Here is a 13,650-nt window from a genome sequence, read left to right as displayed (position 1 = left end):
TGAACTGCGGCGGCATTGACGGTCCACCTCTCCCATTGGGAGAGGTCGCGCCCAACGGGTCGCGCCGAAGGCGCGCCCGACGACAGGCTCAGGCGCGGGTGAGGGGTTAGGGTCTCACGGTGGAGCTGCGGCCCCTCACCCGATTTGCTGCGCAAATCGACCTCTCCCCGATGGGGAGAGGTGAACGGAGCGCGCGGATTGTTCGTTGCCATCATCCCACCTCAGTAACCCAGATAGGATTTGCGGATTTCTTCGTTGTTCGCGATGTCCTTGGCATTGCCCGACATCACGATGCGGCCGGTCTCGATCACATAGGCCTGGTCGGCGAGCTCGAGCGCGAGCTGGGCGTTCTGCTCGACCACCAGGATCGACACCTTGTCCTCGCGGTTGATCTTGCCGAGAATGCCGAACAGGTCGCGCACGACGAGCGGCGCGAGGCCGAAGGAGGGCTCGTCGAGCAGCATCAGCCGCGGCCGCAGCATCAGCGCGCGGGCGACCGCGAGCATCTGCTGCTCGCCGCCGGAAAGCGTGCCGGCCTGCTGGGTATGGCGCTGCTTCAGCACCGGGAAATGCGCATACATGCGCTCGATGTCGGAGACGATGCCGGCATTGTCCTTGCGGGTGATGGCCCCTAACTGGAGATTCTCCTCCACCGTCATGGTGGTGAAGGTGCCGCGGCCCTGCGGCACATGGGCGATGCCGAACCGGACGATGCTTTCGGTGGAGCGGTTGTTCAGCGGCTTGCCGTCGAACTCGATGCCGCCGGTGGAGCGCACCATGTTGCAGATCGCGCGCAGCGTCGTGGTCTTGCCGGCGCCATTGGCGCCGAGCAGCGTCGTCAGCGAGCCCTCGCTGAGCGAGAAAGAGAGGCCGTGGAGCGCCTGGACCTGGCCGTAATAGGCGCGCAGGTCCTTGACGTTGAGCAGCGTCGTCATTGGTCCTTGCTCCCGAGATAGGCCTTGATGACGTCGGGGTCCGCCTGCACCTGGGCGGGCGTGCCTTCCGCGAGCTTCTTGCCGAAATTCAGCGCGACGACGTGGTCGGCGATCGACATCACGAGGCCCATGTGGTGCTCGACCAGCAGCACCGTCATGTGGCGTTCATCCCGGATTTTGCGGATGAGGTCGCCGAGGACGTGGACCTCTTCGTGGTTGAGGCCGCCGGCGGGCTCGTCGAGCAGCAGGATTTTCGGGTCCGCAGCCAGAGCCCGTGCCAGCTCGACGCGCTTCTGGGTGCCGAAGGGCAGGCCGGAGACGGTGGTGTGGGCGACGTCCTCGAGGTCGAGATAGGCGAGGATCTCGTGCACCTTCTTGTTCACGCTGGTTTCGCTGCGGCGAATCCAGGCCAGCCGCAGCGAGTCGCTGATGATGTCGCTGGAGGTGCGGGCGTGCGTGCCGACGCGGACATTGTCCATCACCGAGAGGTTCGGAAACAGCGCCACGTTCTGGAAGGTGCGGCCGATGCCGATCTCGGCGATCCTATGCGGCGGCCGCGTCAAAATGCTCGCGCCCTCCATCAGGATGTCGCCGGACGACGGCTGGTAGAGGCGGGAGAGGCAGTTGAAGAGCGTGGTCTTGCCGGCGCCATTAGGGCCGATCAGTCCGAGGATCTGGCCCTTGCGCATGTCGAAGGACACGCCGTTGAGCGCGACGATGCCGCCGAACACGACGCTGACGTCGCGAACCGCGAGCAGGGGCGATGTCCCCTGCGCGAGCTGTGCCTGCGTCATGTCGTCTCGCCCACGCTATTCCGTGGGCGACGGGGCGATGCGAACCGCTCCCGATGATGACAAAGGCTATCTGAACCCCTCGGCCACACGTGCAACTTTTCCTCCTGATTTCAGCTTTTTGCTGACTTCTTTTTTGGATTGCGGCATCAGACCCCCAAGTGCCGCTTCGATGTTCCTTACCATCGCAAGCAGTCGCGGTCCAATGTCGTTGATCAAGCGCTCTTCCGTGAAGCGGAATGCAGGTGCACCGCAATTGAAGGCGTAAGGTCCGGTTCCGTCGTTGAGCTTGAGCGCGACGCCAGCGGCGCCGATGTCGTCGTGCCAATCGCCGACGGACATCGCGAAACCGTATTTTGCGACGGTCTCGCCCGAACGTTCCAGTCCGTCGCGCATCTTGGGCCAGCGGCTGCCGTAATGTTCGCGCAGGATGCGCGTGACTTCAGCGCGGTTCTCGTCGTCGAGCGCCCAGAAATAGGCGCGGCCCATCGCGCTGGTTGCAATCGGCACGCGAGAGCCGACGTCAAGTTGAACGCCAACCGTCTCGCTGCCGCGGCTCTGCCCGAAATAGATCATGCTATGACGGTCGCGGCCGCCGACGGCGACCGCGCCGCCGGTCGCGCGCATCATTTCCTCGCGGAACGGCTCGGACAAATGCCGAACGCCGAGATTGGCCAGCGCGGCGTAGCCAAGCGACATCGCGGCGGGCGTGAGTTGGTACTTTTCGAACCGGGGAACCGGCGCAAGATAGCCGAGCTTGGTCAGCGTGTAGGTCAGCCGGGACACGGTCGGCTTCGGCAGATTGGTGCGGGCCGCAATCTCCTGATTGCCGAGAAGGCCATCATTGGGTTGGAATGCGCGCAATACATCCAGTCCGCGGGAAAGCGCGACGACGAAATTCCGATCGGCCGCGGTCTTCTTTGCTGTACGCTTCATCCCTGATCTGCTCTTGCGCGGAGTCGTTGACAAGCCACGTGCTTCAAAATAACCCTGCCGTCAAGATGCGGAATTAAATTCCGCACTGCGAAATCGAACAAAAGTAAATCCCCACCAAGGAGGGAAACCGTGAGCGAAGTGGTCAAGCTTGAGCGTCATGACGAAGTCGGGATCGTCACGGTCAATAGCCCTCCGGTCAATGCGCTGAGCGCCGCCGTCCGCGGTGGCATTCTGGAGTGCATCAAGGCGGCGGTCGCCGATCCCGCCATCAAGGGCATCGTGCTGACCTGCGCCGGCCGCACCTTCATTGCCGGCGCCGACATCACCGAATTCGGCAAGCCGCCGAAGCCTCCGGCGCTCAATGACGTGCTGTCTGAGATCGAGAATTCGCCGAAGCCGGTGGTTGCCGCGATCCACGGCACCGCACTCGGCGGCGGCCTCGAGGTCGCGCTCGCCTGTCATTTCCGCGTCGCCGTCAAAGAGGCAAAGCTCGGCCTGCCCGAGGTGAAGCTCGGCCTGTTGCCGGGTGCCGGTGGCACCCAGCGCCTGCCGCGTGCGGTTGGCCCAGAGCTCGCGGTCAAGATGATCGTCGGCGGTGATCCGATTGGTGCGTCGGAAGCGCTGAAGAACGGCCTGATCGAGGAGATCGTCGAAGGCCCGACCTTGGGTGCTGAACTCTTCGTCCGCAAGCTCGTCGCCGAGAAGCGTCCGCTGCGCCGCCTGCGCGACGACGATTCCAAGATCGCGGCCGCCAAGGCCGACCGCTCGATCTTCACCAATGCGGTTGCCGCCATGACCAAGAAGTCGCGCGGCCTGGAAGCGCCGTTCGCGGCGGCCGACGCCGTCGGTGCGGCGATCGACCTGCCGTTCGACGAAGGTTTGAAGAAGGAGCGCGAAGGCTTCCTCAAGCTCGTCGCCAGCGACCAGTCCAAGGCGCAGCGCTATGCCTTCTTCGCCGAGCGCGAAGCCGCCAAGATCGCGGGCGTGCCTGAGGGCACCAAGTCGCGTCCGGTTAACCGTGTTGCCATTCTCGGCGCCGGCACCATGGGCGGCGGCATCGCGATGTCCTTTGCCAATGCGGGCATCCCCGTCACCCTGATCGAGACCGGCGAGGAGCAGCTCAAGCGCGGCATGGGCATCATGCAGAAGAATTGGGAAGCGACCGCCGCGCGCGGCGGCATCCCGGCTGACGCGCCCGCCAAGCGCATGGCGCTGATCAACGGCGTGGTCGGCATCGAGAATGTCGGCGACGCCGACCTCGTCATCGAGGCCGTGTTCGAGACCATGGCGGTCAAGCAGGAAGTGTTCGGCAAGCTCGACCAGTATGTCAAGCCGGGCGCGGTGCTCGCCTCCAACACCTCCTATCTCAACATCGACGAGATCGCGAAGGCGACCAAGCGTCCGCAGGACGTGCTTGGCATGCACTTCTTCTCGCCGGCCAATGTCATGAAGCTGTGCGAGATCGTGCGCGCCGACAAGACTGCGCCGGATGCGCTGGTGACTGCCGTGACCATCGCGCGCAAGATCGCAAAGGTGCCGGCCGTGGTCGGCGTCTGCGATGGCTTTGTCGGCAACCGCATGCTGGCGCAGCGTGGCAAGCAGTCGGAAAAGCTCTTGTTCGAAGGTGCTCTGCCGCAGCAGGTCGACGCTGTCGTGACCAAGTTCGGCATGCCGATGGGGCCGTTCGCAATGGGCGATCTCGCCGGCCTCGACATCGGCTGGCGCTCGCGCAAGGACCGCGGCATCAAGTCGGAGATCGCGGACGCGCTGTGCGAAGCCGGCCGCTTCGGCCAGAAGACCGGCAAGGGCTACTACAAATATGAAGCCGGCTCCCGCGCGCCGATGCCCGATCCGGAGGTCGAGAAGCTGATCGACGAGACACTGCTGCGCTTGGGCCGCAAGAAGCGCGTCGTCAGCGACGACGAGATCCTCGAGCGCATGATGTATCCGATGATCAACGAGGGCGCGAAGATCCTCGAAGAGGGCATCGCGGCGCGTCCCTCGGACATCGACGTGGTCTGGCTCTACGGCTACGGCTGGCCGATCTATCGCGGCGGCCCGATGTTCTGGGCCGACACCGTCGGCCTCAAGCACATCGCCGACCGTCTCGCCTTCTACGCCAAGGAGACCAACGACCCGAGCCTCGAGCCCGCCCCGCTGCTGAAGAAGCTCGCAGCCGAAGGCAAGACGTTCGCGTCGCTGGCGGCCGAGTCGAAGGCGGCGTGATAGGCTAGGGCGCTGTGACCGCCAATTCTTCCTCCCAGGCACGCTCTCTCCGTTCCCTCCCCCCTTGCGGGGGAGGGTCAGGGAGGGGGGTAGCCCCGGGAGAAGTCGGCGTTCGTGGCTACCCCCTTCCCCAACCCCTCCCCGCAAGGGGGAGGGGAGCCCATCCGTCCGTGCTCACCTCACACGACCCCGTCACGACTGTCTTGCAGAGTATCGACCGTAAATGACCCATCCCGGCGAACAGTTTTACCCCGAGGGCGTGCATTGGGACGACGCCATCGTCCAGGGCACGCTGCCTGACCTGCTCTCGGCGGCTGCCGCGAATTATGGCCTGCGGACCGCGCTGGAATTTCGCGATCGTCCGATCACTTATGCCGAGCTCGCGGCCATGGCCGAGCGCGCGGCGGCCGCGTTCCTGCGCGCCGGCTGCGGCAAGAACACCTCCGTCGCGCTGTTCCTCGGCAATACCCCCGATCATCCCGTCAATTTCTTCGGCGCGCTGAAGGCAGGCAGCCGCGTCGCGCATCTCTCGCCGCTCGACGGCGAGATCGCGCTGACGCACAAGGTCTCGGATTCCGGCTCGCGGTTGCTAGTCACCTCGAACCTCCAGGCATTGCTGCCGACCGCGCTGAAATTCCTGGAGAAGGGGCTGATCGATCGCCTCGTCGTCTGCGAGGACGACACTTGGGGCAAGGTCGGCACGCCGCAGGCGGCGATCCCGGATGATCCCCGCATCGTCACCTTCAAGGCCTTCGTCGAGGGCGCGCCGCTGCCGGCAGAGTGGCCTGCCGTTGCGATCGATGACGTCGCGCTGCTGCAATATACCGGCGGCACCACCGGCCTGCCCAAGGGCGCTATGCTCACGCACGGCAATCTCACCTCCGCGGTGTCGATCTACGACGTCTGGGGCAAGCCGGGACGCGCCGCGCGCGGCGACGTCGTCGAGCGCGTGATCTGCGTGCTGCCGCTGTTCCACATCTATGCGCTCACCGTCGTGCTGCTGTCCTCGCTCCGGCGCGGCAATCTGATCTCGCTTCACCAGCGCTTCGATGTCGAGGCCGTGATGCGCGACATCGAAGTCAAGCGCGCCACCTATTTCCCGGGCGTGCCGACGATGTGGATCGCGATCGCAGCACTCCCCAATCTCGACAAGCGCGACTTCTCCTCGCTCAATGCGATCGGCTCCGGCGGCGCGCCGCTGCCGGTCGAGGTCGCGAGCTTCTTCGAGCGCAAGGTCGGCAAGAAGCTCAAGAGCGGCTGGGGCATGACCGAGACCTGTTCGCCCGGCACCGGCCATCCGCCGGTCGGTCCCGACAAGCCCGGCTCGATCGGCCTGATGCTGCCCGGCATCGAGCTCGACGTCGTCTCGCTGGACGATCCCGCAAACGTGCTGTCGCCGGGCGAGGTCGGCGAGATCCGCATCAAGGGCCCAAACGTCACCAAGGGTTACTGGAACAAGCAGAAGGAATCCGCGGAGTATTTCTCCGACGGCCGCTTCCTGACCGGCGACATCGGCTATGTCGACACCGACGGCTATTTCTTCCTGGTCGATCGCAAGAAGGACATGATCATCTCCGGCGGCTTCAACGTCTATCCGCAGATGATCGAGCAGGCGATCTACACCGTAACAGGCGTGCACGAGGTGATCGTGCTCGGCATTCCCGACCAGTATCGCGGCGAGGCCGCAAAAGCCTTCATCAAGCTGAAGCCGGGCGCAAAACCGTTCTCGCTCGACGAGCTGCGCGCGCAGCTTGCCGGCAAGGTCGGCAAGCACGAATTGCCGGCGGCGGTCGAGTTCGTCGACGATCTGCCGCGCACGCCGGTCGGCAAGCTGTCGCGCCACGAACTGCGCCAGCGGCAGAAACCATCACAATCCACGCAACCAGGAGGTCGCTCTTGACCGACGCCGTCATCGTTTCCACCGCCCGCACGCCGATCGGCAAGGCCTATCGCGGCGCGCTCAATGCCACCGAGGGCGCCACGCTGCTCGGCCATGCCTTGATCGAAGGCCGCCGCCGCAAGGCGAAATACGCGGTCGTTACCATGTGCGTCGGCGGCGGCATGGGCGCGGCGGGACTTTTCGAGGTGTTGCAGTAATTTACAGGAGGATCCGATGGATCTCGCATTCACTAGGGAAGAGCAGGCGTTTCGCGAGGAAGTGCGGTCATTCTTCCGCGACAATGTGCCGCCGGATACGCGGCGCAAGCTGGTCGAGGGCCGTCATCTCTCGAAGGACGAGATGGTGACGTGGTGGCGCATCCTCAACAAGAAGGGCTGGGGCACCAGCCACTGGCCGACGCAGTATGGCGGCACCGGCTGGACCTCCGTGCAGCACTACATCTTCAACGAGGAGCTGCAGTCCTATCCGGCGCCACAACCGCTCGCCTTCGGCGTCAGCATGGTCGGCCCCGTGATCTACACCTTCGGCAATGAGGAGCAGAAGAAGAAGTATCTGCCGCGCATCGCCAACGTCGACGATTGGTGGTGCCAGGGCTTTTCGGAGCCCGGCTCCGGCTCCGACCTCGCCTCGCTGAAGACAAAAGCCGAGCGCAAGGGCGACAAGTGGATCATCAACGGCCAGAAGACCTGGACGACGCTGGCCCAGCACGCCGACATGATCTTCTGCCTCTGCCGCACCGACAACAACGCCAAGAAGCAGATGGGCATCTCCTTCATCGTGTTCCCGATGAAGTCGAAGGGCGTCACCGTGCGCCCGATCCAGACCATCGACGGCGGCGTCGAGGTCAACGAAGTGTTCTTCGACGACGTCGAGGTGCCCTACGAAAACCTGATCGGCGAGGAGAACAAGGGCTGGGATTACGCAAAATTCCTGCTCGGCAATGAGCGCACCGGCATTGCCCGTGTCGGCGTTTCCAAGGAGCGGCTGCGGCGCATCCGCGATCTCGCCTCAAAGGTCGAGTCCGGCGGCAAGCCGATCATCCAGGACGCAGCGTTCCGCGAGAAGCTGGCCGCCTGCGAGATCGAGCTGAAGGCGCTCGAGCTGACCCAGCTCCGCGTCGTCGCCGACGAAGGCAAGCACGGCAAGGGCAAGCCCAATCCGGCCTCCTCGGTGCTGAAGATCAAGGGCTCCGAGATCCAGCAGACCACCACCGAGTTGCTCATGGAAGTGATCGGCCCGTTCGCGGCTCCTTATGACGTGCACGGCGACGACGGCTCCAACGAAGCCATGGACTGGACCGCCCAGATCGCGCCGAGCTACTTCAACAACCGCAAGGTCTCGATCTACGGCGGCTCCAACGAGATCCAGCGCAACATCATCGCCAAGGCGGTGCTGGGACTCTAGGCGTCATTTCGGGGCGCGCGCCGCGCGAGCCCGGAATCCATAACCACGACCGAGAGTATGGATCCCGGGCTCGCGCGATGCGCGCCCCGGGATGACGAAACCAGATAATTCCGGGTACGAGGAAGCAAAGAACATGGATTTTGATTTGACCGAGGAGCAGCGGCTCCTGAAGGACAGCATCGACGGCCTGCTGACCGATTCCTACGATTTCGAGAGCCGCAAGAAGTACATGAAGGAGAAGGGCGGCTGGAGCCAGGCCGTCTGGGGCAAGCTCGCCGAGCAGGGTCTGCTCGGTCTGCCTTTCGCGGAGGCCGATGGCGGCTTCGGCGGCGGCGGCGTCGAGACCATGATCGTGATGGAAGCGCTCGGCAAGGCGCTGGTGCTCGAGCCTTATCTCGCGACAGTCGTGATCGGCGGCGGCTTCCTGCGTCACGCCGGCACCGATGCGCAGAAGGCCGCGCATGTGCCGGGGATCGTCGACGGCAGCAAGACGCTGGCGTTTGCCCAGCTCGAAAAGAACTCGCGCTACGATCTGTTCGACGTCGCCACGACGGCGAAGAAGAAGGGTGACGGCTGGGTGATCGACGGCGAAAAATTCGTCGTGCTCAACGGCGAGAACGCCGACACCCTCATCGTCACCGCGCGCACCAGGGGCGACCGCCGCGATACGACCGGCATCGGCGTGTTCCTGGTGCCGGCAAGCGCCAGGGGCGTGGCGAAGAAGTCGTACCCGACCCAGGACGGCCTGCACGCCGCAGACATCACCTTCACCGGTGTCGAAGTCGGCGCTGACGCCGCGATCGGCAACCCCGATGACTCGCTCGCGCTGATCGAGCGCGTGGTGGACGAAGCCCGCGTCGCGCTCTGCGCCGAAGCTGTCGGCTTGATGGATGAATCGCTCAAGACCACGGTCGAGTACATCAAGACGCGAAAACAATTTGGCGTCGCGATCGGCTCGTTCCAGTCGCTGCAGCACCGCGCCTCCGACATGTTCGTCGCCACCGAGCAGGCCCGCTCGATGTCGATGTTCGCGACCATGGCGAGCGATTTCACGGACGCCAAGGAGCGCGCCAACGCCATCGCAGCCGCCAAGGTGCAGATCGGCAAGTCGCTGAAGTTCGTCGGCCAGCAGTCGATCCAGCTCCACGGCGGCATCGGCATGACCATGGAGGCCAAGATCGGCCACTACTTCAAGCGCCTGACCATGATCGAGAACACCTTTGGCGACACCGACTACCACCAGCGCCGCGTCGCGGACGCGGGTGGGTTGATCTAAGTTGATCTGACCACACGAAGACTGTCGTCCCCCGCGAAAGCGGGGGATCCAGTACGCCGCGGCTTCTCGGTTCTAGAGCTGCTACCGGCCGTGCGCGGCCAGCGCGCCTTCGATCGCACGCACGACGAGCAGGGCCGATCGTTCGTCGAGATGCACGCCGTCGGCCCAGCGCAGTTCGCTCACCGGCGGATTGATCGGCAGCCAGCGTCCGCGATCCGGAAAGGCCGCGTGGACGATCGCCTTGCTCATCCTGACCATGCGCGAGTCCTCGATCTCCGCCGCAAACGGAATCTCGAGCAGGACGGCGCGTGATCCCCGCCGCTCGATGTCGTCGATGAGCTCTTTGATGCGCGCTACATTCACCCGCGCCGGACCAGTGGGGTCGTCGTCATTCATCTGTTGCACGGCACGATCGAGATAGACCTTGTTGTCGAATGGGCTCGGCGGTTCGCCGAGCAGGCGATCCCGCTCGGCGCGCGCGTCCGCAGCGTTCGGCGGCGTGTGATTCCACGTCTCGTAGGCGGCGACCGCCGTTCGTACCGGGCGCAGGAACAGCGCTTCGGTGCGCGCGCCACCCGAGAATTTGGCGATCAGCGCGTCGTCGGGCAGGCGCGTGAGAACATTGGTCTCGATCAGGACAATCTTCGGCAGGCTCTTCTGCTTCGCGACGATGGCGAGGCTGGTCACCGGCGAGCCGCCGGCCAGCGCGAGATTGCGGACGCGGGGCTGCGAGAAATATTCCTCCTTAAGACGCCAGGCGACCGAGCTGCCGACCAGCACGAGATCAGGCACGGGCTCTCCGACATAGCGGTTGAGCGTGATGATGGTGCCGTCGCGGGTCGTGACGGTCGGCTGCTGCAGTGCTGCGCCGAATCGCGCAGTGGCAAGGCCGCAGGCCAGCAGCAGCGCCACCGCGACACCAGCGCATTTGATCAGCCATGAAAACCCGGACGAGTGCTGCATGGTCAGAACTGGAAATAGATGAAGGCGGCGTCGGGTCCGGCCTCGAGCCAGGCCATCGCCGCCAGCGCGCCATAGAGATACGGCTCCCATCGCCGCAATTTGCCCGCGAGAAGCGCGCCGATGCCGAGGTGTTGGATCAGCACGGGCAGGGCGTAGAGCAGCGCCATGTTGCGAAACAGCTTGGTCGGATTGGGATTGTCGGTCGGCGAGAACATGCCTGAGAGATAGCCGAGCGCGTGATCGAAGTTCGGCAGCTTGAAGAAGATCCACAGCATCGTCACGCAGAAAAACACCACGCCCATGCGGACGACCCGCACCACAGGCCCGGCTTCGCCGAGCAGTTTCAGAAACGGCCGCTCAACGACCAGCAGCAGGCCATGCAGCATGCCCCACAACGCGTAGCTCAGGCTCGCGCCATGCCAGAGCCCGCCGAGCGTCATCACGATCATCAGATTGAGGCAGGTCCGGGCCGGCCCCTTCCTGTTGCCACCGAGCGGGATGTAGAGATAGGTCCTGAGCCAGGTGGACAGCGAGATGTGCCAGCGGATCCAGAACTCGGAGAACGAGACCGAGATGTAGGGCAGGTTGAAGTTGACGGGCAGGCGGTAGCCGAACAGCAGCCCAAGGCCGAGCGCGATCGCCGAATAGCCGAAGAAATCGGCATAGATCTGGTAGCTGTACAGGAACACGAGCAGCCAGCGGTCCGGCGTCGCCACCGTCTCGTAGAGCGGATAGTCCATGTAGGACGTCATCTCGTTGAGATTGTTCGCGACGTAGAGCTTGAAGAAGAAGCCGGTCAGGACCCATTTTGCGGCCTCGACGAGATCGACGTCGGCGAGCCGCTTCGGCGCGATCTGCGGCATGAACTGGCCCGCGCGGGTGATCGGCCCGGACACCAGCTGCGGGAAGAAGATGATGTAAAGGAACACGTCCCGCAGTGGCGGCGGCCGCTTCTCCCGCGTCAAATCGACCAGCAGGCTGATATTGTGGAACACGAAGAACGAGATGCCGATCGGCAGCGGCAATCGCAGCAACACATCCAGCGGCGCGACGCCGGTCGGGTGAACCGTGCCTAAGTCGATGAACAGCAGCTTGTATTTGAAGAACGCCAGCAGCGCGAGATTGAAGACGATGCCGGCCGGCATCCAGACCGCGCGGTTGTCGAACGCCAACACCAGGCAGAGATAGGTCCCGAGCACGGCGAGCAGCAGCATCGGCAGCAGGGCAGGCTGGCCGGAGCCATAGAACACCAGGCTTGCGAGCACCAGCAGCTGAACCTGGAAGCGGCGCAGCGGCGGCAAATAATAGGCGCCAAACACCACCGCAACAAAGACGCCGAACTGAAGGGAAGTGAATGTCATGCCGCCCCGGATTGTCCGGTCCGGCATGTATCATCTTCGCTCCCGCCGTCCTAGTCTTGCGGCCGAGTCTGCTTTCTTCCCCTCTCCCCCTGTGGGAGAGGGTGGCTCGCCGCATAGCGGCGAGACGGGTGAGGGGTTCTATCCGCGTGTCCAACTTTTAGCGAAGGCGCGGACAGAACCCCTCATCCGGCGCTTCCGCGCCACCTTCTCCCACAAGGGGAGAAGGAAGGGGCAGCGGCCCGCAAGCCACCTTGACCTTGTCGTCTTAATCCGCTCCTTTTGGCGCGACGGAATGACCCCTCCCGGGGACACGCCGAGAACACGTCAAGAAAGCGCCAGGGTAAGCTTCCATGTCTTTCGTCCTTGCCATCGACCAGGGCACCACGTCCTCGCGCGCGATCGTGTTTCGCAGCGACATCTCGATTGCCGCCCGCGCGCAGCAGGAGTTTCCGCAGCATTTTCCGGCCTCGGGCTGGGTCGAGCACGAGCCGGAGGACATCTGGACCTCGACCGTGATGGTCTGCCGCGACGCGATCCAGCGCGCCGGCATCACGGCCAAGGACATCGCCGCGATCGGCATCACCAACCAGCGCGAGACCACCGTGGTGTGGGATCGCGCGACGGGCCAGGCCGTGCACCGCGCCATCGTCTGGCAGGACCGCCGCACCGCGGAGGTCTGCGCGAAGCTCAAGCACGAAGGCCGTGAGCCCACGATCTCGCAGAAGACCGGCCTGATCATCGATCCCTATTTCTCCGGCACCAAGGTCGCCTGGATCCTCGACCATGTCCCCGGCGCGCGGGCGCGTGCCGCCCGCGGCGAGCTGATGTTCGGCACCGTCGATTGCTATTTGCTCTGGCGCCTCACCGGCGGCAAGGTGCACGCCACCGACGCCACCAACGCCTCGCGCACGCTGCTGTTCAATATCCACACCGGCCAGTGGGACGACGAGCTGCTGGAGATCATCGGCGTGCCGCGCTCGATGCTGCCCGAGGTGAAGGACTCGTCTGCCCGATTCGGCGAGACCACACCGGACCTGTTCGGCGGCGCCATCGCGATATCAGGCATCGCCGGCGACCAGCAGGCCGCGACCATCGGACAAGCCTGCTTCCGTCCGGGCATGATGAAATCGACCTACGGCACCGGTTGTTTTGCGCTTCTCAACACCGGCACCACGCCTGTGGTGTCGAAGAATAAGCTGCTCACCACCATCGCCTACCAGCTCGACCGCAAACGCACCTACGCGCTCGAAGGCTCGATCTTCGTCGCAGGCTCTGCGGTGCAATGGCTGCGCGACGGCCTCGGCATCATCAAGCATGCCGCCGAAACCGGACCTCTTGCGGACCAGTCCGACTCCATGCAGAGCGTCTATCTGGTCCCGGCCTTCGTCGGCATGGGCGCGCCCTACTGGAATCCGCGCGTCCGCGGCGCGCTGTTCGGCCTCACCCGCAACACCGGCCCGGCCGAGCTTGCCCACGCCGCACTCGAAAGCGTCTGTTACCAGACGTTTGATCTCTGGGCCGCGATGCGCGCGGACTGGCCGAGCTCGGAAATCGCGAGCGTCGTGCTCCGCGTCGACGGCGGCATGACCGCGTCGGACTGGACCATGCAGCGCCTTGCTGATCTCCTCGACGCGCCGGTCGACCGCCCCGTGATCCAGGAGACCACTGCGCTCGGTGCCGCCTATCTCGCCGGCCTCAACGCCGGGGTCTATCCCGAGCCGACGAAATTCGCCGACAATTGGCGCCTCGAGCACCGCTTCAAGCCGAACATGAGCCAGGCGACAAGGGAGCGGAAGCTCGCCGGCTGGGCACGCGCGGTGAAGGGCGTGCTGGCGAGCGACGAAGGGGAATAGCGGGC

At 64.6% G+C, this 13,650-nt stretch carries 10 protein-coding genes and 1 pseudogene; 6 read left to right on the top strand and 5 right to left on the bottom strand.

Features of this window, described 5'->3' with window-relative positions; translation table 11 throughout:
• Positions 1–221 precede the first annotated feature (221 nt).
• The 3 genes from ACP2YP_RS36185 to ACP2YP_RS36175 all read right to left on the bottom strand — a co-directional run bounded on the left by ACP2YP_RS36185 (position 222) and on the right by ACP2YP_RS36175 (position 2,662).
• Positions 222–935: an ABC transporter ATP-binding protein gene (locus ACP2YP_RS36185; RefSeq protein ID WP_045002467.1), complete on the bottom strand. Its 714-nt coding sequence runs from the start codon at positions 933–935 to the stop codon at positions 222–224.
• On the bottom strand, positions 932–1,729 hold the full coding sequence (locus tag ACP2YP_RS36180; protein ID WP_426421080.1) for an ABC transporter ATP-binding protein: 798 nt from the start codon (positions 1,727–1,729) through the stop codon (positions 932–934). The genes ACP2YP_RS36185 and ACP2YP_RS36180 overlap by 4 nt, the downstream gene beginning before the upstream one ends.
• 66 nt (positions 1,730–1,795) lie before the next feature.
• On the bottom strand, positions 1,796–2,662 hold the full coding sequence (locus tag ACP2YP_RS36175; protein WP_426421079.1) for an IclR family transcriptional regulator: 867 nt from the start codon (positions 2,660–2,662) through the stop codon (positions 1,796–1,798).
• Between the two features lie 129 nt (positions 2,663–2,791).
• Here ACP2YP_RS36175 and ACP2YP_RS36170 point away from each other — a divergent pair, with 129 nt between their 5' ends.
• The 5 genes and pseudogenes from ACP2YP_RS36170 to pimD all read left to right on the top strand — a co-directional run bounded on the left by ACP2YP_RS36170 (position 2,792) and on the right by pimD (position 9,468).
• Complete coding sequence (locus ACP2YP_RS36170; RefSeq protein ID WP_426421078.1) at positions 2,792–4,888, top strand: 3-hydroxyacyl-CoA dehydrogenase NAD-binding domain-containing protein; 2,097 nt, start codon at positions 2,792–2,794, stop codon at positions 4,886–4,888.
• Between the two features lie 223 nt (positions 4,889–5,111).
• Positions 5,112–6,788, top strand: a complete 1,677-nt coding sequence (pimA, locus tag ACP2YP_RS36165) for a dicarboxylate--CoA ligase PimA (protein ID WP_426421077.1) — start codon at positions 5,112–5,114, stop codon at positions 6,786–6,788.
• A 74-nt stretch (positions 6,789–6,862) separates the two neighbouring features.
• Positions 6,863–6,985: pseudogene (locus tag ACP2YP_RS36160) on the top strand (acetyl-CoA C-acyltransferase); the annotation flags it as partial.
• A 16-nt stretch (positions 6,986–7,001) separates the two neighbouring features.
• Complete coding sequence (gene pimC / locus ACP2YP_RS36155) at positions 7,002–8,192, top strand: pimeloyl-CoA dehydrogenase large subunit (protein ID WP_426421076.1); 1,191 nt, start codon at positions 7,002–7,004, stop codon at positions 8,190–8,192.
• Between the two features lie 133 nt (positions 8,193–8,325).
• Positions 8,326–9,468, top strand: coding sequence for a pimeloyl-CoA dehydrogenase small subunit (pimD, locus tag ACP2YP_RS36150; protein ID WP_426421075.1), 1,143 nt, complete (start codon positions 8,326–8,328; stop codon positions 9,466–9,468).
• An 81-nt stretch (positions 9,469–9,549) separates the two neighbouring features.
• Here the strand turns inward: pimD and ACP2YP_RS36145 are convergent, their stop codons facing one another.
• Together ACP2YP_RS36145 and ACP2YP_RS36140 are read right to left on the bottom strand one after the other, a co-directional pair.
• Positions 9,550–10,431, bottom strand: a complete 882-nt coding sequence (locus ACP2YP_RS36145; protein WP_426421074.1) for a hypothetical protein — start codon at positions 10,429–10,431, stop codon at positions 9,550–9,552.
• A gap of 2 nt (positions 10,432–10,433) precedes the next feature.
• Positions 10,434–11,792: an MBOAT family O-acyltransferase gene (locus tag ACP2YP_RS36140; RefSeq protein ID WP_426421073.1), complete on the bottom strand. Its 1,359-nt coding sequence runs from the start codon at positions 11,790–11,792 to the stop codon at positions 10,434–10,436.
• A gap of 350 nt (positions 11,793–12,142) precedes the next feature.
• Here ACP2YP_RS36140 and glpK point away from each other — a divergent pair, with 350 nt between their 5' ends.
• Positions 12,143–13,645 carry a glycerol kinase GlpK gene (gene glpK / locus ACP2YP_RS36135; protein ID WP_426421072.1) on the top strand — a complete coding sequence of 501 codons (1,503 nt, stop codon included), beginning with the start codon at positions 12,143–12,145 and terminating at the stop codon, positions 13,643–13,645.
• The last annotated feature ends 5 nt before the right edge of the window (positions 13,646–13,650 follow it).

The organism is Bradyrhizobium genosp. A, assembly GCF_049949275.1.
GTDB lineage: Bacteria > Pseudomonadota > Alphaproteobacteria > Rhizobiales > Xanthobacteraceae > Bradyrhizobium.
Note: the sequence above shows the minus strand (reverse complement) of the source record. Positions and strands in the feature narration are given on the sequence as shown.

Bases quoted from the DNA above. Each gene is read 5' to 3' on its own strand.
- ACP2YP_RS36185 (WP_045002467.1), bottom strand. From the start codon at position 935: ATGACGACGCTGCTCAACGTCAAGGACCTGCGCGCCTATTACGGCCAG.
- ACP2YP_RS36180 (WP_426421080.1), bottom strand. From the start codon at position 1,729: ATGACGCAGGCACAGCTCGCGCAGGGGACATCGCCCCTGCTCGCGGTT.
- ACP2YP_RS36175 (WP_426421079.1), bottom strand. From the start codon at position 2,662: ATGAAGCGTACAGCAAAGAAGACCGCGGCCGATCGGAATTTCGTCGTC.
- pimA (WP_426421077.1), top strand. From the start codon at position 5,112: ATGACCCATCCCGGCGAACAGTTTTACCCCGAGGGCGTGCATTGGGAC.
- pimC (WP_426421076.1), top strand. From the start codon at position 7,002: ATGGATCTCGCATTCACTAGGGAAGAGCAGGCGTTTCGCGAGGAAGTG.
- pimD (WP_426421075.1), top strand. From the start codon at position 8,326: ATGGATTTTGATTTGACCGAGGAGCAGCGGCTCCTGAAGGACAGCATC.
- ACP2YP_RS36145 (WP_426421074.1), bottom strand. From the start codon at position 10,431: ATGCAGCACTCGTCCGGGTTTTCATGGCTGATCAAATGCGCTGGTGTC.
- ACP2YP_RS36140 (WP_426421073.1), bottom strand. From the start codon at position 11,792: ATGACATTCACTTCCCTTCAGTTCGGCGTCTTTGTTGCGGTGGTGTTT.
- glpK (WP_426421072.1), top strand. From the start codon at position 12,143: ATGTCTTTCGTCCTTGCCATCGACCAGGGCACCACGTCCTCGCGCGCG.